General features: G+C 70.4%; 22 protein-coding genes. 16 read left to right on the forward strand and 6 right to left on the reverse strand.

Features of this window, described 5'->3' with window-relative positions:
• Positions 1–4 precede the first annotated feature (4 nt).
• The 3 genes from FNH24_RS28470 (at position 5) to FNH24_RS28480 (ending at position 3,097) form a co-directional block, all read left to right on the forward strand.
• Positions 5–424 carry a heat shock protein transcriptional repressor HspR gene (locus FNH24_RS28470; RefSeq protein WP_152365595.1) on the forward strand — a complete coding sequence of 140 codons (420 nt, stop codon included), beginning with the start codon at positions 5–7 and terminating at the stop codon, positions 422–424.
• A gap of 129 nt (positions 425–553) precedes the next feature.
• Positions 554–1,525, forward strand: a complete 972-nt coding sequence (locus FNH24_RS28475; RefSeq protein WP_152365596.1) for a GlxA family transcriptional regulator — start codon at positions 554–556, stop codon at positions 1,523–1,525.
• Between the two features lie 207 nt (positions 1,526–1,732).
• Positions 1,733–3,097: an FAD-binding oxidoreductase gene (locus tag FNH24_RS28480; protein ID WP_152365597.1), complete on the forward strand. Its 1,365-nt coding sequence runs from the start codon at positions 1,733–1,735 to the stop codon at positions 3,095–3,097.
• A gap of 37 nt (positions 3,098–3,134) precedes the next feature.
• On the opposite strand, the gene FNH24_RS28485 is transcribed toward FNH24_RS28480, so the two are convergent.
• Positions 3,135–3,884, reverse strand: a complete 750-nt coding sequence (locus FNH24_RS28485; RefSeq protein ID WP_217428583.1) for a TetR/AcrR family transcriptional regulator — start codon at positions 3,882–3,884, stop codon at positions 3,135–3,137.
• A gap of 112 nt (positions 3,885–3,996) precedes the next feature.
• Between FNH24_RS28485 and FNH24_RS28490 the strand changes: the two genes are divergently transcribed.
• The 3 genes from FNH24_RS28490 to FNH24_RS28500 all read left to right on the forward strand — a co-directional run bounded on the left by FNH24_RS28490 (position 3,997) and on the right by FNH24_RS28500 (position 6,301).
• Complete coding sequence (locus FNH24_RS28490) at positions 3,997–5,370, forward strand: serine hydrolase domain-containing protein (RefSeq protein ID WP_152365599.1); 1,374 nt, start codon at positions 3,997–3,999, stop codon at positions 5,368–5,370.
• A 113-nt stretch (positions 5,371–5,483) separates the two neighbouring features.
• Complete coding sequence (locus FNH24_RS28495; RefSeq protein WP_152365600.1) at positions 5,484–5,663, forward strand: antitoxin VbhA family protein; 180 nt, start codon at positions 5,484–5,486, stop codon at positions 5,661–5,663.
• Positions 5,660–6,301 carry a Fic/DOC family protein gene (locus FNH24_RS28500; protein ID WP_170304536.1) on the forward strand — a complete coding sequence of 214 codons (642 nt, stop codon included), beginning with the start codon at positions 5,660–5,662 and terminating at the stop codon, positions 6,299–6,301. The genes FNH24_RS28495 and FNH24_RS28500 overlap by 4 nt, the downstream gene beginning before the upstream one ends.
• 23 nt (positions 6,302–6,324) lie before the next feature.
• Here the strand turns inward: FNH24_RS28500 and FNH24_RS28505 are convergent, their stop codons facing one another.
• Entirely contained in the window at positions 6,325–6,891 is a 567-nt protein-coding gene (locus tag FNH24_RS28505) for a phage tail tip lysozyme (protein WP_152365601.1), read from the reverse strand.
• A 188-nt stretch (positions 6,892–7,079) separates the two neighbouring features.
• Positions 7,080–7,712 carry an SGNH/GDSL hydrolase family protein gene (locus tag FNH24_RS28510; RefSeq protein WP_152365602.1) on the reverse strand — a complete coding sequence of 211 codons (633 nt, stop codon included), beginning with the start codon at positions 7,710–7,712 and terminating at the stop codon, positions 7,080–7,082.
• 106 nt (positions 7,713–7,818) lie between these two features.
• Here FNH24_RS28510 and FNH24_RS31630 point away from each other — a divergent pair, with 106 nt between their 5' ends.
• Both FNH24_RS31630 and clpB read left to right on the forward strand, forming a co-directional pair.
• Positions 7,819–7,986 (forward strand): hypothetical protein, encoded by a 168-nt coding sequence (locus tag FNH24_RS31630; RefSeq protein WP_161606361.1) that lies wholly within the window; start codon positions 7,819–7,821, stop codon positions 7,984–7,986.
• A 97-nt stretch (positions 7,987–8,083) separates the two neighbouring features.
• Complete coding sequence (clpB, locus tag FNH24_RS28515) at positions 8,084–10,660, forward strand: ATP-dependent chaperone ClpB (protein WP_152365603.1); 2,577 nt, start codon at positions 8,084–8,086, stop codon at positions 10,658–10,660.
• A gap of 75 nt (positions 10,661–10,735) precedes the next feature.
• On the opposite strand, the gene FNH24_RS28520 is transcribed toward clpB, so the two are convergent.
• A complete protein-coding gene (locus FNH24_RS28520; RefSeq protein WP_152365604.1) occupies positions 10,736–12,208 on the reverse strand; it encodes a hypothetical protein in 1,473 nt (490 codons plus the stop codon).
• Between the two features lie 218 nt (positions 12,209–12,426).
• Here FNH24_RS28520 and FNH24_RS28525 point away from each other — a divergent pair, with 218 nt between their 5' ends.
• From FNH24_RS28525 to FNH24_RS28535, 3 genes are read left to right on the forward strand one after another with little or no spacing between them, the layout of a single operon-like run.
• Entirely contained in the window at positions 12,427–13,371 is a 945-nt protein-coding gene (locus tag FNH24_RS28525) for a DMT family transporter (protein ID WP_161606362.1), read from the forward strand.
• Positions 13,368–15,152: an ABC transporter ATP-binding protein gene (locus FNH24_RS28530; RefSeq protein ID WP_152365606.1), complete on the forward strand. Its 1,785-nt coding sequence runs from the start codon at positions 13,368–13,370 to the stop codon at positions 15,150–15,152. The genes FNH24_RS28525 and FNH24_RS28530 overlap by 4 nt, the downstream gene beginning before the upstream one ends.
• Entirely contained in the window at positions 15,149–16,897 is a 1,749-nt protein-coding gene (locus FNH24_RS28535) for an ATP-binding cassette domain-containing protein (protein ID WP_152365607.1), read from the forward strand. Before FNH24_RS28530 ends, FNH24_RS28535 begins: the two co-directional genes overlap by 4 nt.
• A 448-nt stretch (positions 16,898–17,345) precedes the next feature.
• Here FNH24_RS28535 and FNH24_RS28540 read toward each other — a convergent pair whose 3' ends face one another.
• Entirely contained in the window at positions 17,346–17,600 is a 255-nt protein-coding gene (locus FNH24_RS28540; RefSeq protein WP_152365608.1) for a hypothetical protein, read from the reverse strand.
• Positions 17,601–17,728: 128 nt separating this feature from the next.
• Between FNH24_RS28540 and FNH24_RS28545 the strand changes: the two genes are divergently transcribed.
• From FNH24_RS28545 to FNH24_RS28565, 5 genes are all read left to right on the forward strand, one after another.
• Positions 17,729–18,640, forward strand: a complete 912-nt coding sequence (locus FNH24_RS28545) for a transketolase (RefSeq protein WP_217428584.1) — start codon at positions 17,729–17,731, stop codon at positions 18,638–18,640.
• Positions 18,637–19,605 carry a transketolase family protein gene (locus FNH24_RS28550; RefSeq protein ID WP_152365609.1) on the forward strand — a complete coding sequence of 323 codons (969 nt, stop codon included), beginning with the start codon at positions 18,637–18,639 and terminating at the stop codon, positions 19,603–19,605. Before FNH24_RS28545 ends, FNH24_RS28550 begins: the two co-directional genes overlap by 4 nt.
• Positions 19,598–20,401 carry an SDR family NAD(P)-dependent oxidoreductase gene (locus FNH24_RS28555; RefSeq protein ID WP_152365610.1) on the forward strand — a complete coding sequence of 268 codons (804 nt, stop codon included), beginning with the start codon at positions 19,598–19,600 and terminating at the stop codon, positions 20,399–20,401. Before FNH24_RS28550 ends, FNH24_RS28555 begins: the two co-directional genes overlap by 8 nt.
• 191 nt (positions 20,402–20,592) lie before the next feature.
• Positions 20,593–21,615 (forward strand): sugar-binding transcriptional regulator, encoded by a 1,023-nt coding sequence (locus tag FNH24_RS28560; RefSeq protein WP_152365611.1) that lies wholly within the window; start codon positions 20,593–20,595, stop codon positions 21,613–21,615.
• Positions 21,616–21,695: 80 nt separating this feature from the next.
• On the forward strand, positions 21,696–22,448 hold the full coding sequence (locus FNH24_RS28565; protein WP_152365849.1) for a spermidine synthase: 753 nt from the start codon (positions 21,696–21,698) through the stop codon (positions 22,446–22,448).
• Between the two features lie 7 nt (positions 22,449–22,455).
• Here FNH24_RS28565 and FNH24_RS28570 read toward each other — a convergent pair whose 3' ends face one another.
• A complete protein-coding gene (locus FNH24_RS28570) occupies positions 22,456–22,818 on the reverse strand; it encodes a hypothetical protein (RefSeq protein ID WP_152365612.1) in 363 nt (120 codons plus the stop codon).
• Between the last annotated feature and the right edge of the window lie 32 nt (positions 22,819–22,850).

The raw sequence follows: 22,850 nt of genomic DNA on the forward strand, positions 1-22,850 counted from the left end.
GTCGATGACCGCCAATCTTCCCCAACGGATCGACAACGACGCGCCGGTGTTCGTGATCTCGGTGGCCGCCGGCCTGGCCGGGATGCACCCGCAGACCCTGCGTAGCTATGACCGGATGGGCCTGGTCTCGCCCCGCCGCACGGCGGGGCGCGGCCGGCGCTACTCGGCCCGGGACATCGCCAAGCTGCGGATGATCCAGCGGCTCAGCCAGGACGAGGGGATCAACCTCGAAGGCATCCGCCGGATCCTGGAGCTGGAGACCGAGGTCGAGGAGCTGCGCGCCCGGGTCAACGAGCTGGCCACCCTGCTCGCCGCCGACCGCGCCGTCTCCTCCGCCCGCCGCGTCTTCACCGCCGACCCGATCGGCGGCGTCCGCCTCGGCCGCTCCGGCCGTCGCCCACCTCGCGCGCTGCCGAGCCGCTGACCGGTTCTGGGGCGGGCCGCGGACGGGGGATGGTCGCAGAGTCGGTCCGCAACCCAAGCCGGGGCTAGTGGCACGAAGCGTGGGGTGCAGGTCGTGGACGACGCGGGCCGGGAGTGTGATGCTGGACTGATGAAGTCCCGCTCCGTCACGTTCGTGATCTTCGAGGACCATGATCAACTCGACCTGACCGGGCCGTACGAGGTGTTCGCGGAGGCCGGCTACCGGTGCACCGTGGTGGCGCCCGAAGCCGGGCCGGTGCGGTCCGATCTGGGGCTCTCGATCGTCGCCGACCGGGCTCTCGCGGGCACCGATCCCACCTCCGTCGACACCTTGATCGTCACGGGTGGCCGGGTCCGGTCGGTCCGCCAGAACCGTGAACTCATCGACTGGATCGCGGCCGCGGCCGGGAAGGCCCGCCGGGTCGCCTCGGTGTGCACCGGGACGTTCCTGCTCGCCGAGGCCGGGCTGCTGGACGGGCGGAGGGCGACGACCCACTGGGCCGAGGCGTCCCGGCTGGCCGCGGACTACCCGGCGGTCACGGTCGACGCCGACGCGATCTACGTCAAGGACGGGCGGATCTGGACCTCGGCCGGCGTCACCGCCGGGATGGACCTTGCGCTGGCCATGGTCGAGGCCGACCTCGGCCGCGCCGCCGCGCTCGACGTCGCCCGGACCCTGGTCCTCTACCTGCGGCGACCGGGCAGCCAGTCCCAGTTCAGCGTCCCGCTGTGGTCGTCCCAACCCGACAGCGACGTCATCCGAACCGTCGTCGACGCCGTCCACGCCAAGCCCGGCGACCGGCACAGCATCGAGGATCTCGCCGCCCTGGCCGGGCTGAGTCCGCGGCATTTCCAGCGCCGCTTCACCCGGGAGGTCGGGATGCCGCCGGCCGGCTACCTGGAGCGGGTCCGGATCGAAGCCGCCCAGCAGGCGCTGGCGGAGACCGAGCTCACCCTCGACACCATCGCCCGCCGGTACGGCTTCGGCACCGGCGAGACCCTCCGTCGCTCCTTCCACCGGCTGATCGGGATCGCACCGTCGGACTACCGCGACCGCTTCGGTACGACCGCCCGTCGCCCGCCCTCGACCCTGGTCGACTAGGGCGTCGAGTGGAGACGAATCCCGACCCGAGATCGCCTGTCCGGCCGGGAACGTCACAGTGGGCGCGCGTCTTGCGGCGCCCGGCGCGGATTCACCGGAACCGGCCCGGCCGGGCGGTCGGACCGGGATACTGAGCGGGCAGGGCAGCCGACCGCGGCAGATCGGCGGCGGCAGGCCCGACCAGGACGCTCCGGAGAGGAACCACCGATGCCCCCGACCGTGACGAACCTTCAAGATCAACTCCGGGGCGCGGTGCTGACCCCGGACAGCCCGGATTATGACCGGGCGCGCACCGTCTGGAACGCGATGGTCGATCGCCGGCCGCAGCTGATCGTGCGCTGCGCAAGCCCGGACGACGTGGCCACCACGATCCGGTACGGACGCGAGCACGGCCTCGAGCTCGGCGTCCGCTGCGGCGGCCACAGCATCGTCGGCCACTCCATCCCGGAGGACGGGCTGGTGATCGACCTGACCCCGATGAACCAGGTGACCGTCGATCCGGCGACCCGCCGGGCCACGGTCGCCGGCGGATCGCTGCTCGGAGCGCTCGACGTGGCCGCCCAGCAGCACGGCCTGGCCACCACGGCCGGCAACGTCTCGCACACCGGCGTCGGCGGCCTCACCCTCGGCGGCGGGATGGGCTGGCTGGCCCGCCAGCACGGGCTGACCTGCGACAACGTGGTCTCGTTCGAGGTGGTGACCGCCGACGGCCGCACCGTCCGGGCCGATGCGACCGAAAACCCCGAGCTCTACTGGGGCCTGCGTGGCGGCGGCGGGAACTTCGGCGTCGTCACCAGCTTCGAGTTCCGGCTGCACGAGGTCACCGATCCGGCCGTCCAGGCGATCCTGACCTTCCCGCTCGACTCGGCTGCTGCCGCGTTCCGCAACTGGCGCGACCTCGCCCGGGACGTGCCCCGGTCGGCGACGATGACGGCCTGGGTCGGCGACGTCGACGACGCCCCGGTGGTGAGCCTCGGCTTCGTCTGGGTGGGGGATCCGGCGGGAGCGGACGAGCTGGTGACGCGGTTGCGGTCGATCGGCCGCCCGGTTGACGAGCAGTTGCGCCGGATGTCGTACCTGGAACTGCAGCAGATGGACGACTATGACCTCGAGGCGCCCTCGCACCGGCGCTACTGGAAGGGGCAGTACTGCCGCGAGCTGACCGACGCCGCGATCGAGGCGTTCATCCTGCGCGGCTCGCCGGACGGCAGCGGTCAGGGCCTGCCGTACGCCAGCCTGCAGGCGTACGGCGGCGCGATCGCGGACGTGCCCGACGACGCCACCGCGTTCAGCCAGCGGGAGACCTTCGTCGAGTTCGTGTCCGCTTCCCGCTGGACCGATCCGGCCGAGGACGAGGCGCGGATCGCGGCCTCGCGCCGGTACGGAGTCGCGATGGCCCCGTTCGCGAGCGGCTATTACGTCAACGCGCTCACCGACGAGGGCGCGGCCGGCGTCCAGGGCGCCTACAGCCCGGCCAAGCTGGTCCGGCTGACCGCGCTGAAGGACGCCTGGGACCCCGACAACGTCTTCCACCTCAACCACAACATCGTCCCCACCCCGACCCCCTCCTGAGCCGAGTTGTCAGAACTGAGTTGTGCCAGGACACAACTCAGTTCTGACAAGTCAGTCGTTGCTGGAGGCCGTCGAGCATCAGGTCGAGTCCGTAGCGGAAGTAGTCGTCCTGGAGTTGCGTCGGGGATTTGGCCTCGTTGGCGCGCAGGCTCGCCACCACCAGCGGGTGGGCCTCGGCGGTGGCCTCGACCGCCTGCTTCAGGCTCTCCCGCCAGCCCTCCTCGCTCTGCCCGCTGTGCTCGCGCAGCGACTGGTACGCGACCTCGCTGGTCGCCATCCCGGTGACGTAGGCGACCAGCGCGCTCATCGCCAGATCGGCGGCGGCGGCATCCAGGCCGGCCGAGCCGAAGACGGCCAGGAGCCGCTCGGACTGCCGGCCGAGGTTCGGGCCGAGCCGGGCCAGCCCGACCTGGCCGAGCACCGACACCACCCACGGATGCCGCAGCGCCATCGCGCGCAGGCTGCCGGCGGCGGCCACCACGGCGGGCCGCCAGCCGTCCGGGCCGGGCGGCTCGGGGATCTCGAGCTCGCCGTAGACCTCGTCGACCACCAGCTCGATCAGTTCGTCCTTGTTGGATACGTGCCGATAGAGCGAGGCGGCCCCGGCATCCAGCCGGGCGCCGAGGGTGCGCATGCTCAGCGCGCCGAGTCCCTCCTCGTCCAGCAGTCGGAGCGCGGCGGCGACGATCTGGCCCTGGCTCAGCGCCGGACGGTCCCGGCCGCTGCGTTTGGTCCGGGTCCAGACGGACGGGACCGGATGCTCCGCGGTGCGGCGGTCGGTCGGCACGGTGCTCCTCTCGGCGATCGGCTGGGCGCCATCGTACGCGCTTGCGCACAGTGGTCGCATCTGCGTACAGTGTTCGCATCAAGGGAACAATGTACGCAACGAGGAGACTCCGATGACTTTCGATCGTGATCACTGGCAGCGGCGCTTCGACACCCTGCGCCAGGCCCATCACGTGCCCGGCGCCGCGCTGGCCGTCCTGGCCGACGGCGAGCTGCACGAACTGGCCGGCGGCGTGCTGCACCGCCGGACCGGGGTCCCGGTCACCCCGGGCGCGATCTTCCAGTCCGGCTCGGTGGCCAAGGTCTACACCGCGACGATGATCATGAAACTGGTCGACGACGGCCGACTTGATCTTGAAGCCCGCGTCGTCGACGTGCTGCCCGAGTTCGGCACGCCCGACCCGGAGGCGACGAAGTCGATCACCGTCCGTCAGTTGCTGTCGCACACCGGTGGCGTCACCAACGACTTCAATCTCGACACCGGCCGCGGGGACGACTGCCTGGAGAAGTATGTGGCCGCCGCCCGCGAGGTGTCGCTCGACCTGCCGCCCGGCGTCACGGTGTCCTACGGCAGCCTCGGCTATGTCGTGCTCGGCCGGCTGGTCGAGGTGATCACCGGGACCACCTGGGATCAGGCCCTCAAGGATTTGATCTTCACCCCGCTGGGCCTGCGGCAGTCGATGTCGCTGCCCGAGGAGGCGCTGGCCCACCCGGCGGCGATGAGCCATCTCGGCGAGCCCGGCACCGACCCGGATCCGGCCCCGCACTGGGATCTGATCCCGCGCGCGTTCGGCCCGGCGGCCCGGGTCCTGGTCTCCGCCGGCGACCTGGCCCGGCTGGCCAAGCTGCACCTCGACGGCGGGGTGGCGCCCGACGGTCGCCGGCTGCTCGGTGCGGAGACGGTCGCGGCGATGCAGCGGCCGGAGGGGAAGACCAAGGACAAGTGGACCGTCGGCTCCGACGCCTGGGGTCTGGGCTGGACCCTCTACGACTGGACCGGTGCCCGCGGTTTTGGTCACGACGGCGCCGCGATCGGCCAGTACGCCTACCTGCGGGCCTTTCCCGATGCGGGCATGGTGGTCGCGCTGATGACCAACGGCGGCGGTGCCCGCCAGCTCTACGCGGACTTGTTCCGAGAGCTGTTCGCCGAGCTGGCCGGGCTCTCCATGCCGGACCCGTTCGAGGCGCCCGAGCCGGCACCCGCGGTGGACCTGGCGCCGTTCCTCGGCACGTATCGCCGGGAGGGCGTGGACATCACGATCAGCGAGACCGACACCGGCGGGCGGATCCGCTATGCGTTCACCGGCACCATGGCCAAGTTGTCGCCGCCGATCGAGGGCGACCTGCTCCCGGTCGCGCCGGACGTCTTCGGCGCCACCGGCGCCGGCCCGTCCTTCAGCGAGGGCCTGATGCCGGTCGTCTTCAGCCGGATCAACGGCGACCTCTACTGCTTCGTCGGCATGCGCGCCACCCCGAAAGTCGCCTAAACCCCCCGAGTTGTCAGACTCCCACCACGTCATAGCGTGGTGAGAGTCTGACAACTCGGGGTTGGGCGGGCGTAGAATTCGGAGAAGTTGGGAAGGTGAATTTGGTGGCTGGGTTGGCGAACCGAGATACCGTACGCCGTCGGCGGGCGATCGCCGATGCGCGGCGGACGTCGGAGCTCGAAGGGTCCCGCAGCACCGACGAGACCCGGGCCGACCAGGACGCGTACGTCCGAGGCGAGATCGACATCGATCAACTCGGCCAGCGGGTTCGCGCTCGCTACGGTCTCGCTTGACCCAGCCGGCGCCGTGGACGGTCGGCGACGACGAGGACCATTGGTACGGCTACCTGATCCCGCCGGACCACCTGGTGCTCCGCAACCTGGTGGGCGCGACGACGGCCGAGGCGCTCGAGGCGGCCGAGAACGACCTGCTGGAGTATCGGCTGGCGGAGCTCCGCGAGCACCCGGAGCTGGTGCCCCGCAGCTACGACCTTGATCATCTCTGTGGCCTGCATCGCCAGCTCTTCCAGGACGTCTACGCCTGGGCCGGCGAACTGCGCACAGTCGGCCTGGCCAAGGGTGAGGGCGATTCGTTCATGCCGCCGCACGGCATCGGCCGGCCGGTCGCCGACGCGGCGGCGCGGATCGTCGAGACCGAGCTGCTGCGCCGGGTGCCGGCCGCGAAGCTGCCGGCCGAGATCGCTTCCCTGTATGACTTCCTGAACTTCGGCCATCCGTTCCGCGAGGGCAACGGCCGGACCCAGCGGGAGTTCTTCGCGCAGCTGCTGGCCGAGTCCGGCCGCGGCCTGGCCTGGGACCGGATCGAGATGCGTGAGCTTCATTCGGCCTGCGACTTCGCCCGCAATCGCGGCGACCTGTCCTACCTCAGGGAGATCTTCGAGAAGATCCTGACCGGCCAGCCGAGTTACTGACCGGTCAGGACCCCGCCGCGAGCTCAGGTGTAGAGGTTGTAGGCGTCGGTGGCGTACGCGATCCGGCGATCGGTGTGGCAGGTGCCGCAGCCCTCGTACTTGTCCTGGAACGCGATCACCGCGGCGTTGATCGTCGTCGCGGCCCGCAGCTGCGGCAGCCCGTAGTAGGAGAACTCGCTCAGTTCGTACCAGATGAAGTCGAGCTGGACCTGCAGCCCGTAACGGTCCACGCCGGCGTTGTTGGCGAACTCGACCAGGTTGTCGCCGGGGTAGGTGTCCCAGCGGCCGCCCGCGCTCCACTGGGCCAGCCCGCGGCCGGGGCCGCCGCCGATCTGGTGGATGGTCGGGTCCATGTAGGACTCCTGGTCGAGGTTGCCGACGACGCCGGCGGCCTGGATCGGAGTCAGGCCCTTGCCGACGAAGTAGTTGAAGGCGGCCTCCTCGTTGGCGCGGATGACGCCCGCGGCGGCCTCCTGGACCGGTTGGGCGCTGGCGGCCGGCGCTGTGACGGCCGAGCCGATCAGGGCCAGCACGAAGGCGCCGGCGACGGCGAGACTGCGGAATCGGAAGTTGATCCTGCTGTGGGGCATTGGGGGACCTCCTGGTCATCGTTGGTCGAAGAGTTGACCCCCGAGTTACCCGTTACCCTTCCGTGATCAGGTCTCGATCCTGCCAGGTTCGTCATGAATTGTCGAGACCTGGGTCACAGTTGGAGAATTTTTACCTGGCGTGGGCGCGGTAGCCGCGCAGCGTGTCGGCCGGCACGTTCATCCCGGGATCAGAACAGGCGGAGTATCGCTTCGGCGACCAGGCTGTGGCCCTGCTCGTTCGGGTGGTTGACGTGGGACATCAGGTCGGCCGGGTCGGTGCCAGCGGCCGTCGCGGCGAGGAACGCCGCCGTGCTGTCGGCCACCGGCAGCCCGTGCCGCTCGGCCAGGTTGCGGACCTGATCGGCGTGCCGGTTGAGGTCGTCGGCCGGGTCGGTCAGGTCTGATCGGAGGTCTCCGGTGGGGGTGAGCAGGACGACCTTGGTCCCGGCGGCGACCGCCGCGGAGATCATCGAGGTCCAGGCTGTCTCGGCCTGTTCCAGCCCGATCGAGCGATCGTTCAGGGCGTAGTCGAGGAACAGCACGTCCGGCCGGTGGGCCACCACGGCGTCGAACCGGTCCGCGCCCTGGGCTGAGTGTTCGCCGCCGATGGCGGTGACGATCGCGTTGATCACCGCGTACGGATAGCGCCGCTTCAGTCCGTCCTGGACCAGGCGCGGATAGGCCAGGTCGGTCCGTACGTCCGGGGTGTCGAAGTAGCCGGCCGGCACGCTGTGGCCGTGGAAGATCAGGTTGACCGTCCGGTTGTCCGGCCAGGCCCGGGTCAACTCGGCGCGGATCGGGTCCAGGTAGTCGCTCGGCATGCCGGGGCCCTTCGTCGGTTCTCGTCGGTGGAACGGCGGTGCGCAAGGATGGATCGCCCGGACCGAAGGATGCCGTATCGGTGTCCATCAACTGCGAGGAGTCCCCATGTTTCCGCTGATCGGACCGACCGAATTCATCATCATCCTGGTGATCCTGCTGATTATCGGCGGCGGGGTGGCGCTGGTGGTACTGCTGGCCCGGGCGGGGCGGGAGCGGCCCGTCGTGCCGCCTCGGCCGCCGACGCCGCGCCCGGATCCTCCGTCCAAGAGTTGAGTGGATCACGCTCAACCGTGTTGAACCGGGACCGACGGCAGCCTAAAGTTGAGCCCGGAAGACTCAACTAGGTCGTTCACAGGAGTGCAGCCCCGGCATGGACACGAACAAACTCACCACCAAGAGCCGCGACGCGATCTCGGCCGCCCTGCGCAACGCGCTGACCTCGGGCAACCCCAACGCCGAGCCGCAGCACCTGCTGCACGGGCTGCTGATGGTGCCGGACAACACGGTCGGCCCGCTGCTCGCCTCGGTCGGCGCCGACCCGCTGGTGGTCGACGCGGCCGCCCGGGGAGCGATCGCGAAGCTGCCGTCGGCCAGCGGGTCGTCGGTCACTCAGCCGCAGGTCTCCGGGGCCCTGGCCCGGGTGCTGGCCGACGCGGAGACGCGGGCCGAGCAGCTCGGCGACTCCTTCGTCGCGACCGAGCACCTGCTGATCTCGCTCGCCGCGGTCACCTCGGACGCGAAGAAGATCCTCACCGATCTCCACGTGTCCGCCGACAAGCTGACCGGTGCGTTCAACGAGAGCCGCGGCAGCAAGCGGGTGACCAGCCCGGAGGCGGAGGGTACGTCCTCGGCCCTGGAGCAGTACGGCGTCGACCTCACCGAGAGCGCCCGCGAGGGCAAGCTCGACCCGGTGATCGGGCGGGACGCCGAGATCCGCCGGGTGGTCCAGGTGCTGGCCCGGCGGACCAAGAACAACCCGGTGCTGATCGGCGAGCCCGGCGTCGGCAAGACCGCCGTGGTCGAGGGCCTGGCCCAGCGGCTGGTCGCCGGCGACGTGCCCGACTCGCTGAAGGGCCGCCGGTTGGTCTCGCTCGATCTGTCCTCGATGGTCGCCGGGGCCAAGTATCGCGGCGAGTTCGAGGAGCGGCTGAAGGCCGTGCTGACCGAGATCCGCGACGCCGAGGGTCAGATCATCACCTTCATCGACGAGTTGCACACCGTGGTCGGGGCGGGCGCGAGCGGCGACTCCTCGATGGACGCGGGCAACATGCTGAAGCCGATGCTGGCCCGGGGCGAGCTGCGGATGATCGGCGCGACGACGCTGGACGAATTCCGGCAGCGGATCGAGAAGGATCCCGCGCTGGAGCGGCGGTTCCAGCAGGTGTTCGTCGGCGAGCCGAGCGTGGAGGACACGATCGCGATCCTGCGCGGCTTGCGGGAACGGTACGAGGCGCACCACAAGGTGGCGATCACCGACACCGCCCTGGTCGCGGCGGCGTCGCTGTCGCACCGCTACATCACGTCCCGGCAGCTGCCGGACAAGGCGATCGACCTGATCGACGAGGCCGCCTCCCGGCTGCGGATGGAGATCGACTCCTCACCGGAGGAGATTGATCAACTTCGCCGCGGCGTGGAGCGGATGAAGATGCAGCAGTTCGCGCTGGAGAAGGAGCTCGATCCCGGCAGCGCCGAGCGGCTGCAGCGGCTGCGCGAGGAGCTGGCCGACGCCGAGGAGAACCTGCGCGGCCTGGAGACCCGGTGGGAGTCGGAGAAGAAGGACCTGAACCGGGTCGGTGAGCTGAAGGAGAAGATCGACGAGCTCCGCGGCGTCGCCGACCGCGCCCTGCGCGACGGTGATCTGGTCCGGGCGAGTGAGCTCAGCTACGGCGAGATCCCTGCCCTGGAAAAGGAATTGGAGTCCGCCAGCGAGGCCGAGAAGCAGACCAAGCCGATGGTCTCCGAAGAGGTCGGCGCGGCCGACGTCGCCGAGGTGGTGTCCAGCTGGACCGGCATCCCGGTCGGCCGGCTGCTGGAGGGCGAGAGCGAGAAGCTGCTGCAGATGGAGGACCGGCTGGGCGAGCGGCTGATCGGCCAGCGGAAGGCGGTCGGCGCGGTCGCGGATGCGGTCCGGCGATCGCGGGCCGGCATCTCCGACCCGAACCGGCCGACCGGCTCGTTCCTGTTCCTCGGCCCGACCGGTGTCGGCAAGACCGAGCTGGCCAAGTCCTTGGCCGAGTTCCTCTTCGATGACGAGCAGGCGATGATCAGGATCGACATGAGCGAGTATTCCGAGAAGCACTCGGTCGCTCGGCTGGTCGGTGCCCCGCCCGGCTACATCGGTTACGAGGAAGGCGGCCAGCTGACCGAGTCGGTCCGCCGTCGGCCGTACTCGGTGATCTTGCTGGACGAGGTGGAGAAGGCGCACGCCGAGGTCTTCGACATCCTGTTGCAGGTGCTCGACGACGGCCGGCTGACCGACGGCCAGGGCCGTACCGTCGACTTCCGGAACGTGATCATGATCTTGACCTCCAACCTGGGTTCGCAGTTCCTGGCCGACCAGACCCTGGATGCGGATTCCAAGCGCAATGCCGTGATGGGCATCGTCCGCGGCGCGTTCAAGCCGGAGTTCCTGAACCGGCTGGACGAGGTCGTGCTCTTCGATGCGCTCGGCACCGAGGAGCTGGCCAAGATCGTCGAGATCAACCTGCACCGGTTGAACGAGCGGCTGGCCGACCGCCGGATCGCCGTCGAGGCGACCCAGGGCGCGAAGGACTGGCTGGCCATGACCGGCTTCGACCCGGTCTACGGCGCCCGTCCGCTGCGCCGGCTGATCCAGTCGACGATCGAAGATCAACTGGCCCGCCGCGTGCTGGCCGGCGAGATCGGCGACGGCGCCACGATCACCTTCGACGTCGACGACTCCAACGACGGCCTGGTGATCACCTGACCCACACCCCAACTTGTCAGAACTAGGGCACGCTCTGGCGTGCCCTAGTTCTGACAACTCGGGGTTGGGGCGCGCCTAATCGAGGTCGAGGAGTTGGAGGCGGGTCGAGCCGGAGTGGCTGATCAGCAACTGGGAGTATGCGACCACCCGGACGGACCCGGTCAGTTCCTTGGTCCGCGGCGTGCCGGTCTGGTCGTAGCCCCGGACTCGACCGGAGGCCTGGCTCACCCAGACGTAGTCGATCAAGCCGACCTCGGCCGCGACCGCGTCGTCGGGCAGGGCCGTCGGGCCGATGGTGACCTCGCCGTCGTCGTCGAGGGTCTGTAGCTGCGGACCGCCCGATGCTCCGCCCGCGCCCGACGCGGGCACCACCCGCCAGGCCAGGGGCCCGCCGAGCCTGGGCGCGATCCAGTCGGCCCCGGCCGGCGACACCGGCGGCAACGGATGGGTGTGGCCGGAGGGGCCGCTGATCCAGGTCCGTCGTGCCGGTGCCGGGCCCCGGCCGGCGTCACCGACGTCGGCGACGATCAACCCGAAGCCGCCGATGCTGCTCCAGCGCACACTGGTCGAGTCCGGCATCGACCACAGCCGGGATCCGAGCACGGCGTCCACTCCGACCGGGACCCCGCCGGCCGCGCCCGGCCGGGACGACCGCTCCAGGCCGATCACGACGTCGCCGTCGATCACGGTCTCGGCCGCGAATCCTTCGATCCGCCACCGCACCCAGCCCATCGCGGAGTCGTACGCGATCGTCTGCGGCTGCCGATCCGGCGACTCCCACTCCAGGTCGGCGAGGTAGTTGCCGGCGACACCGAGGGTGACCAGCACCGTGCTCGAGGTGGCGCCCACGACCTCGAACTTCTGGAATCCGGAGGTCTGGGGCCGATCGGTCCGCGGAGCGGCGCCGCGGACCGGCGCGGTGTGCCAGACCTGCCGGCGATCGGCCAGCGAGAAACCGACCAGACCGTGCTCGCGATACGGCTTGAGCTCCTTCGCCGGGCACTCGTGGCCGCCATCGCGGCAGGATCCGAGGTGGTACGGCAGGATCAGCATCCCGTCGGCCAGGCGCTCGACCGCCCAGCCGGCGCGTTGGCTGAGCCGTGCGGTGGGACGGTCCGCGGAGTCGAGCCGGAACTCCCGGGGCAACTGGCCGGCGCGCCAGCGGACCTTGCCGTGATCAGCATCGATCACCACCGATTCCTGGTCGTTCCGCGTCTTCTCCCACCCGGTGATCACCAGCGAGCCCGCGATCACCTCGGCACTGTCGATCTCGGCCAGTGGCTGGTCGTCGTTCTGCCACAGTTCGGTCAGCTCGAGCGGCGGCTTCCCAGGGCCGGCATAGGGAGTCGGCACCGGCGCTGGGGCGGGTTCCGACGAAGCCGGTACGGGAACCGGGTCGGTCGGCCGCGGCGGCCGGGTCGAGACGCAGCCGGCCAGCAGCAGCGTCACGGCGGCGATGATGATCATGGTGCGGAGGACCGGGCCGTGGCCCGGGACGGGCTCGCGCGGCGTCACCATGATCAACTCGTGCCCCGCCGCAGTGACCATGCCAGCACCCTAGGAATTCGACGGGCGACTCGGCCACCGCGGGAGGACGTCAAAAGGCAATGCGCCCATTGCGATCCCGCTGCAACCCCGGCCTGTCAGAACTAGGGCACGCTCTGGCGTCCCCTCGTTCTGACAACTCGGGGTCTTCGTGGGGGATGGCGCGTTTCGTGGGATACGTGTCGTGGACGCCATGGGGTCTCGGGGCGCAGCCTGGGGGCATGAGAGCCAGTGTTTCGGTTGGCCCGAGTTCCGGCGGGCTCGAGCTGCTGCCCCGGCCGGCCGCCGGCCGCGTCCGCTGGCTGCTGTTCGCGGCCGCCCTGGGCTGGGGTCTGGCCACCACGGGGACGAAGTTCGCCCTCGAGGGTTTCGACCCGATGACCATGCTGACGATCAAGCTGCTCGCGGCCGTCGCCACCCTGTGGATGATCTTGCTGCTGCGCGGCCGGTGGTCCGCTCGCGGCCTGTGGCGGGCCGCCCTGCTCGGCGTCTTCGAGCCGGGCCTGGCCTACGGCGGGTTGACCTTGGCGCTGGCGTACACCTCGGCGGCGAACGCGGCGGTGATCTCGGTCGCCGAATCATGCTTCGTGCTGGCCCTGGCCTGGCCGGTGCTGCGCGAGCGGCCCGGGGCCCGGGGCCTGCTCGGGACCGCCATCGCCGCAATCGGAGTGCTGTCGTTGGGACGGTTCGATGTCGCCGCCGGCTTCAACGTCGGTGACGCCCTGGTGCTGGCCGCATCGGCCGCCGCCGCGGCCTACGTCGTGCTTGCGGCCCGCACCGTCAGAGCCCAGGACCCACTGGTGGTGACGACGATCCAGTTCAGCTTCGCCGGCACGCTGACGGCCGCGGTCACCGTGATCCTCTGGGCGACCGGCCGCGTCGAGCTGCCGGTGGCGGTGCCGGTCCGCTACTGGGTGGTCACGGTGATCATCGGCGGCCTCTGTTACGCCGGCAGTTTCGTGCTCTACAACCACGCCATCCGTACGGTCTCGGTCAGCTCGGCCGGCGCTGTGCTCAATCTGGTGCCCGTGATCGGCGTCCTCAGCGCCGCCCTGCTGCTCGCGGAGCCGCTCACCGGCTGGCACCTGCTCGGCACCGCTTTGGTGACCATCGGCGTGTTCCTGGTGCCGGCGGCTCCGACCGACCCGAAGAGAAGGCGATCATGATCACCGCCGCGACCGGCCCGGACCCGGCGGTGCTGTCGTGGTCGTCGGTTCGCCGGCTGTTCGACGTCGTGGCGGACGGCCGCCGGGCGCAGCTGGCGGGACTCGGCCTGCTGGTGCTGCTCGGTGCCGTGCTGCCGTTGATCGGGCCGCAGCTGGTGCGGCTGTTCATCGATCAGGCGGTGGCGGGCAGCCCGCTGTCGTGGTTGGCCTGGATCGCGGTCGGCTTCCTGGTCGCCTCGCTGCTGCACCGGGTGGTCGGGATCTTCGTCGGCTATGCGACGACGCAGGTCGCCTGGGCCGCGACGAACGCGCTGCGGGAACGGGTGGCCCGGCACGTTCTCGATCTTGATCTGGCCTTCCACGACGACCACTCGCCGGGCGAGCTGATCGAACGCACCGACGGGGACGCGAGCGCGCTGTCGAGCTTCCTGTCCTCGTTCCTGAGGTATGTGGTCGGCAGCCTCTTCACCCTGCTCGGGGTGCTCAGCCTGGTGCTGATCGAGGACTGGCGGATCGGGCTGGCCCTGGTGGTCTACGTGCTGATCGCGGCCGCGGTGATCATGAGCCTGCGCAACTTCGCGATCCCGTCGGCGATCGAGCGCCGGGCCGCCTCGGCCGAGCTGTTCGGCGTGGTCGAGGAGGAACTGCACGGGGCCGAGGACCTCCGGGCCAACGCCGGTGGTTCCTACGCCCTGCACCGGTTCCGGACGACGCTGGCGCGGTTCATCCGCGCCGGCCTGCGCTCCTCGGGGACCAGCCGGACCACCTGGGTGATCACCGGGGCAGTGTTCGCCGCCGGCACGGTGCTCAGCCTCGCGGGTGGCGTCTGGCTCTACCAGGCCGGCTCGATCACGCTCGGCGCCGTTTACGTCCTGTTCCGCTACACCAGCCTGCTGCGTGATCCGCTCGACGCGATCGCCGAACAACAACAGCTGGCGCAGGAAGCCATCGCCGGCTTCAGCCGGATCCAGCAACTGCTCGCGCTCGAGCCGTCGATCCGCGACACCGGACGATCTGCCGGGCCGGCCGGTGCCGGTGCGCCCTCCGTACGACTTGATCACGTCGGCTTCGCCTATCCGGGCGGCGCCCCGATCCTGCGGGACATCGACCTCGCTGTGGAGCCGGGCGAGGTGCTCGGCCTGGTCGGCCAGACCGGCAGCGGCAAGACCACCCTGGCCCGGCTGCTGCTGCGGCTGCTGGATCCGAGCCGGGGCACGGTCCGGCTCGGCGGGGTCGACCTGCGGGAGATCCCGCTGGCCGAGCTCCGCGGCCGGATCGCCCTGGTCACCCAGCACGTCCAGCTGTTCCACACCACGGTGCGCGACAACCTCACCCTGTTCGGGACCTGCCCCGCCGCCGATGACGCGGTGATCGACGTCCTGTCCGACCTCGGCCTCGAACCGTGGCTGCGTTCGTTGCCGGCGGGCCTGGACACGGAGCTGGGTCCGGGCGGCACCGGGGTCTCCGCCGGCGAGGCGCAACTGATCGCCTTTGCGCGGGTCTTTCTCCGTAATCCCGGTCTGGTGATCTTGGACGAGGCCACCTCCCGGCTCGACCCGGTGACCGAGCGACAGGTCGAACGAGCAGTCGACAGTCTGCTGACCGGCCGGACCGCCGTGATCATCGCGCACCGGCTCGACACCCTCGACCGAGCCGACAGGATCGCCGTCCTGGACGCGGGCCGGCTGGTCGAACACGGCGACCGGCAGGCGCTCGGCGCCGATCCGACCTCGCGCTTCGCGCACCTGCTCCGCGCCGCCCGAGCCGGAGCCCTCAGATGATCAACCAACCGACATCGCCGCCCTCGCCGTGGCTGGTCGCGGCGCGACTGGCGCTCTACCGCCCGGTCCTGTTCGGCCTCAGCTTCGGGCAACTGGCGACCTGGGACAGCCTGCTGCTGGTGACCGGTTGGCTGTTGCAGCAGGTCTTCGACGCGCTGACCGGTGATCGTCCGGCCGGACTCGACGTCTTCAGCATCATCGCGCTGCTCGCGGCGGCCGAGGCGGCCCGGCTGCTGGTCATGTGGACCGGCGTCGTCCGGACGAAGACCTCGCAGCAGTTGCGCGGCCTGCTCCGCCTGAATCTGCTCCGCGCGCAGCTGCACAGCGGCGGCGGCGAGGCCGGGCCACCGGCGACCTCGCCGGGGGACGCGGTCAGCCGGATCCGCGACGACGTCGACGACTTCCAGGCCTTCCTCGAAACGATCATGAACGTCGCCGCTCACGTGATCCTCACCGTCGGGTCGCTGACGATCATGCTGCTGGCCGAACCGCTGATCGCTCTCGCGGTGGCCCTACCGCTGTTGGCGGTGATCGGCGTCACCCGGCTGGTCCGACGTCGGATCGGAGTGGACCGGGCCGCGTTCCGGCAGGCGACGTCGGCCGTGACCGCCTTGCTCGGCGAGACCTTCGGCTCGGTCCTGGCCGTGAAGTCGGCCCACGCCGGCGACGGGATCGTACGCCGGTTGGCGACGCTCAACGAGCGCCGGCGCCGAACCGGGCTGCGTGATCAGGTGCTGACGTCCGCGCTCGGCGGGTTCAACCGGATCACCGTCGACCTGGCCATCGGCGTCGTCCTGCTGCTGGCCGTGCACGCCCTGCGGAACGGCTCCTTCACCGTGGGCGAGCTCGCGCTCTTCGTCGCCTATCTGGGCCATCTGGTCTGGCTGCCCTACTACGCCGGTCAGCTCCTCACCCGGCATCGCCAGGCCCGCGTCGCTGTCGAACGCATGACCACGCTGCTGCCGGCACACTCCGCCCCGGCGCTGGTACGACACCGGCCGTTGCACCCGGTCGACGAGCCGGCCGGTCCCGGTCCGGTCGCGGCGGCGCCACCGCTGCGCCGCCTCGCTGTCACCGGGCTCACCGCCGTCCATCCGTCCGGCCGCGGTGTGCACGACGTCGAGTTGATCATCGACCGTGGCTCGTTCACCGCCATCACCGGGACGGTCGGCGCCGGCAAGACGACCCTGGTCCGGGCGCTGCTCGGCCTGCTGCCCAGCCGGGCCGGCACGGTGAGCTGGAACGGCGCCGTGATCGACGATCCGGCCGCCTTCTTCACTCCGCCGCGGTCCGGCTATGTGCCCCAGGTGCCGCTGCTGTTCAGCGAGACCCTGCGCAACAACCTGCTGCTCGGCCGCGACGACGCCGAGCTGGACCGGGCGGTGCGGACGGCCGCCCTGGACCGCGACGTCGCCACGTTGCCGGCGGGCCTCGACACGGTCATCGGGGCCCGCGGGGTGCGGCTCTCCGGCGGTCAGGCCCAGCGCGCCGCGATCGCCCGTGCGCTCACCGCCCGGCCTCAGTTGTTGATCTTGGACGACGTGTCCAGCGCCCTCGACGTCCGGACCGAACGCGAGCTCTGGGATCGCCTGTCCGGCACGGGATTGACCCTGCTGGCGATCACCAACCGCCCGGTCACCCTCGCCCGGGCCGATCAGGTGGTCCACCTTGATCACGGACGGATCGACCGGGTTCGGGCCCGGGAGCCACTCCTGGCACCGGGTCGGGTGACCCTGGTGTCCTGAACCGACCCCGCGGCCCACCTGCGTGATCCCTCGGTTGGCCCGGCGAAAGACGAAAGACGCGCCAAGATCGGCGGATTGTGCCGGGCTCGAGTCTCTGCCGCCAGCCTCCGGAGGGCTGCCGGAATCGGCCCCCGCCCGATCGGGCGGTTCGCTTGGCGAGTGGACGCGTTGGCCAAGCCGTTGGGCGAAATTCGTGGCCAACGGGTCCACTCGCACTCGGCAGATCCTGATCACGCCGCGCTCGGCTGGGCACCGGGCAGACGGTCGACCGGATCGACTGTGTTCCGCTCGGGTCGCCGTCCTTGGTGCGTGTTTCGTCCTGTCGCCGAAACAGCCGGTGAGAGTGGATTGATCATCGGTTCCGCCCCCTTTGACAGGCTCAGGACATGCTTCGACAGGCTCAGTGAACGAACACCCGAGCGTCAGCGTCGGCCAGCACGCCCCGGTCTCAGTCGACGGAGAAGCGCTCCCAGGCGGCCTGACGACTGATGCCGAGAGCCTTGCCGATCTCGGCCCAGGTCACTCCCTGGCGGCGGGCCAGGTGGACGGACTCGGTCAGGGTTCCGTCGAGTGACTTGATCCCTTCGGTGATCCCGGTGATCACCTTCAGCGGCTCGGACCGCCAGTCGCCGGTGATGCCCAGTGTGACCTCGACGTGCACCGGCGCGTCCGAGGTGTCCTCGTGTTCCGTGATCTTCAGCATGCTGTCAAGAGTCCCTGACGCCGCGAGATCTGTCAAGTAGTCCTGACAAGGTGCCGGTCCGGTTGACAGTGATCGAGGACCCATCAGACAATGTGAGCAATCCGTTCAGTAGTGAATAGGTATGCCATATGGAATCTCTGAAGCCCGCTGCCGAGCAGCGACAGCGCTGGATGGACCTGGGCCGGCGGCTGGATCGGGCCGATGACGCCCAGTGGGCGGAGCTGATCGCGGCGGCCGCGACGCGGACCCGGCGCCGGGTGGTCGAGATGATCGCGGCGGCGGGGGCCGGGCACATCGGTGGTGACTTCTCGGTCACCGACATCTTGACGGTGCTGTTCAACGGCGTGCTCCGGATCGACCCGGCGCGGCCGGACCAGCCGGAGCGTGATCATGTCATTCTGAGCAAGGGACACTGTGCGGCGGCTCTTTACGCCACCCTGGCCTCCTGCGGCTACTTCTCCCCGGCCGAGTTGCCGACCTTCATGGCTCCGCTCAGCCCACTCAACGGCCATCCCAACCGGGTCAAGGTGCCCGGGGTCGAGACGAACACGGGGCCGCTCGGCCACGGGTTGCCGGTCGGGGTCGGCACGGCGCTGGGCACCCGGCTGGCCGGCCGGGATTCTCGGACGTTCGTGGTGCTCGGCGATGGGGAACTGCAGGAGGGCAGCAACTGGGAGGCGATGATGGCGGCCAGCCACTACGGGCTGACCGAGTTGGTGATCATCATCGACCGGAACCGGCTGCAACAGGGGGCCCGGACCGAGGAGACCAACCGGCTCGACCCCTTGGACGACCGGTTGGCCGCATTCGGCTGGGAGGTGCGTACGGTCGACGGTCATGATCATCGGGCGCTGCGCAGCACGCTCACTCCGGCCGGTCGCGATCGCCCGGTCGCGGTGATCGCGAACACGATCAAGGGCAAGGGCGTTTCGTTCATCGAGGACCGGGTCGAGTGGCATCACAAGGTGCCGACCGACGAGCAGGTACGGCTGGCGCTGGCCGAGCTGGCTCAGGCCGCCGAGGAGGAGGTGCCGGCATGACCGCGCTCAGCGTCGCGACCGATGCCCCGGTGTACGACAACCGGTCGGCGTTCGCCGAGACCCTGATCGAGCTGGCCGAGCGGGACCCGCGGATCGTCGCGGTCTGCAACGACTCGGTCGGGTCGAGCAGTCTCACCGGCTTCAAGGCCCGCTTCGCGGACCGGTTGATCAACGTCGGCATCGCCGAACAGAATCTGGTCGGCGTCGGGGCCGGCCTGGCCAACGCCGGACTGATCCCGTACGTCTGCGCGGCGTCACCGTTTCTCACCGGCCGGGCCTTGGAGCAGATCAAGGCCGACGTCGCCTACAGCGGCCACAACGTGATCTTGTGCGGGATGAGCCCCGGGATGGCGTACGGCGAGCTCGGCCCGACGCACCACTCGGTCGAGGACCTGTCCTGGCTGCGGGCACTGCCCGGGCTGGACCTGATCGTGCCGGCCGATCGGCGGCAGACCGCCGCCGCGGTCCGGCAGGCAGCGGAGCACCCGCGGCCGACCTTCATCCGGGTCGGCCGGTTCCCGGTGCCCGACGTGACGCCGGCCGGTTCGGCGCTGGAACGCGGCCGGTTCCAGCGGCTCCGGGAAGGGGCGGACGTGACGCTGATCGGCATCGGCACCCTGGTCTCCCGGACGCTGGCCGCGGCCGACCTGCTGGCCGCCGACGGGGTTTCCGCCCGGGTGCTCAACGCCGCCTACCTGGCGCCGCTGGACGTGGCGGCGATCGAGCACGCGGCGGGGGAGACCCGGGCGATCGTGACCGCCGAGGAGGGCAACCTGGCCGGCGGGCTCGGCGCCGCCGTGGCGGCCGAGGTGGTCCGGCTGGATCGCCGCCGCCGGGTCCCGGTGCGGATGCTCGGGCTGCGCGAATTCGCGCCCACCGGCAGCACCGCCTTCCTGCTGGACCATTTCGGACTCACCGCGAGCGGGCTGGCCGCCGCGGCCCGGGAGGCTCTTGATCATGACTGAACCGGCCAGCCCGATCTTCGACGGTCACTTCTCCGGCCGGACCGTCCTGGTCACCGGCGGTGCCCGCGGCATCGGTCACGGCATCGCGACCGCGTTCGCCCGGGCCGGCGCGGAGGTGATCATCGTCGACCGGGATGATCACGTCCGGCAGGCCGCCGAGCAGGGCCGGGCCGACGGACTGAAGATCACCGCGGCGCAAGCCGACGTCACCTCCGAGTCGGAGGTGAAGGCCGTGTTCGAGCGAGTCGCGGCCACGACCGGCCGGCTCGACGTACTGATCAACAACGCCGGCGTGATCACCATCAACGAGCTGGAGAACACCGGCCTGGAGGATTTCAACCGGGTCCTGGCGGTGAACACGACGGCGGCCTTCCTCACCGCCCGGGCGGCGCTGCCGCTGCTCCGACAGCGTGGCGGCGTGATCTTGAACGCCGCGTCGGGCCAGGCCCGGCAGGGCTTCATCTACACACCGGCCTACGCCGCCAGCAAGTTCGGCATCGTCGGCCTGAGCCAGTCCCTGGCCAAGGAGCTCGCCGCGGACGGCATCCGGGTCAACTGCTACTGCCCGGGCATCGTCCGCACCGACATGTGGGCCTACAACGACCAGGAGTGGGGCCGCCGGCTGGGCGACTACGCCCCCGGTGAACTGATCGAGGAATGGATCTCCGAGATCCCGCTGAAGCGACCGGCCGAGGTCGCCGACGTGGCCAACCTGCTGCTCTTCCTCGCCTCCGACGCCGCCGGCTACATCACCGGCCAGGCGATCAACATCGACGGCGGCATGTTCATGAACTGAGCCGGTTGAACTGCCGGATCCGAACCCTGACCGGCACAAATCGGGGGTGCAACGAGCCGCGAGTGCCGATTTCTGGGGCCGAGACCGCGTTGCGCCCCCGATTTGTGACGGTGGCTGAGTGGTTCGCGGGCTGATTCACCGATCGCCGTGGGTTCGGTGGGGCGAGGCCCACTCCGGATACGCTGAGGAGCATGCTCGATCGTCCCGCGTCGCCGCGCACCCGGTTGAGCACCGACCGGCTCGCGCTGCTGACCAAGATCGCGCGGATGTATCACGAGCAGGGGGTGCGCCAGCCGGAGATCGCCAGTCGGCTCAGCATGTCCCAGTCCCGGGTGTCCCGGTTTCTCAAGGAGGCGGCGCAACTCGGCATCGTCCGCACCGTCGTGGTCGCGCCGTCCGGGGTGCACACCGACGTCGAGGACGAGCTGCGGCAACGCTTCGCGCTGACCGATGTCGTGGTCGCCGACTACGACGGCGACTCCGAGTCGACCCTGCTGCTGGCGCTCGGTGCGGCCGGTGCGGCCTACCTGGAGACCACGCTGACCGGCTCGGACCGGATCGGGATCAGCTCCTGGTCGGCCACCCTGCTGGCCACCGCCGAGGCGATGCGGCCGAGCACGATCTCGACCGCGACCGACATCGTCCAAGTGATCGGCGGCGTCGGCGATCCGCGGGTCCAGGTCAACGCGACCCGGTTGACCGAGCAGTTCGCCCGGGTCACCGGGGCGACACCGAAGTTTCTGGCCGCGCCGGGCATCGTCGGGTCCCCGACGGTGCGCGACGCGTTGATGCAGGACCCGTTCATCGCCGAGCTGACCCGGGAGTGGGACGCCCTCACCGTGCTGCTGGCCGGCATCGGCAGCCTCAGCCCGTCCCCGCTGCTCCGGGAGTCCGGGAACGCGATCTCCGACTCCGAGTTCGACTCGCTGCGGGCGGCCGGCGCGGTCGGCGACGTCTGCCTGCGGTTCTTCGACGATCTCGGCCAGTTGATCACGACCCCGCTGAACGACCGCGTCGTCGGCATCGCCAGCGAGCAGCTGCGGGCGGTGCCGCGGGTGATCGGGATCGCCGGCGGGGAACGAAAGGTCGAGGCGATCCGGGCCGCCGCGTCGGGCGGCTGGATCGACGTCCTGATCACCGACCTGCGCACGGCCCGGATGATCATCGCCGAGCCGCCGGCCGCGACCCGGCCACTGACCCGGGATCGGGTGTGAGCGAGCTGCAGCTCCGGCCGGGCGCGGGTGGGGTGAAGCTGATCCGCGACCTGGCCTACCCGCGGGCATACACGCTGCGGATGGGTTTCACCGATCAGTCCTACGTCGACCTCGACGACCCGCTCCGGCTCGAGTTCGACTACATCCAACGGATCGCGGACGCAGTCGACGCGCACGCCCTGCCCGGGAAGCGACTCCGGGTGGTGCACGTCGGCGGCGCGGCGATGACCCTGCCACGCTACGTCGCGGCGACCCGGCCGACGTCGGCCCAGATCGTCCTCGAACCGGACCAGGAGCTGACCTCATTCGTCCGGCAGCACCTGCCACTGGACAAGCGGAGCGGGATCAAGGTCCGGGCCGCCGACGGCCGGACCGGGGTGGCCGAGCTGCGCGACGACTACGCCGACTTGATCATCGTCGACGCGTTCGTCGGGGCCCGGGTGCCGGCCGAGCTCGGCACGGCGGAGTTCTTCGCCGACACCGCGCGGGTGCTGGTCGACGACGGAACGGTCATGATCAACATCACCGATCGATCGCCGCTCGGCTATGCCCGACGGGTGCTCGCCGCGATCCGGACGGCGTTTCCCGAGACCGTCTTCATCGCGGAGTCCTCGACCCTCAAGGGCCGCCGCTTCGGCAACATCTTGATCTTGGGATCTCCGCTGCCGCTGCCGGTCGGACGGCTGGCCGAACGGGCCGGCAGCGCCGCCTTCCCGTACCGGGTGGTGCACGGCGACCGGCTGGATCAGCTGGCCGGCGCCGCGGAGCCGTACACCGATGCCTATGCGGAGGAGTCGCCGGCACCGCCGGACGGCCTGACCCACTTCAGCTGAGGCCGGCTCAGCCGAGCTCGCCCTCGATGCTGCGGATCGTCTCGACCACCTTCTCGGCACGGCTGCGGCCGAGGGCGGCGGAGTAGGTGTTCCGGGTGCCCTGCCAGGCCTTGCCGAGCATCGACGAGCCGAGAATGATCACCTGCACCCGCCGCGAGCCGTCGTCCTCGCGGACGAAGAGCTGGATGCACCACCGGGTGATCAGGTTCTTGCCCGCCGCGTAGGCGGCGTAGACATCGGGCTGTCCCGCGCCGATCTCGATCGGCCCGAAGGTGGCGTCCGGGTTGCCGGATCTGATCACCCGCCGGAAGACCGTCGCGATCTGATCAACGGTGAGGCCCGTGTCGACCTCCACGCTCTCGTACGCCATCGGGCAACGCTATCGTCTGCGCAGTCCCGGCC

Source organism: Microlunatus speluncae (genome assembly GCF_009299835.1).
GTDB lineage: Bacteria > Actinomycetota > Actinomycetes > Propionibacteriales > Propionibacteriaceae > Microlunatus > Microlunatus speluncae.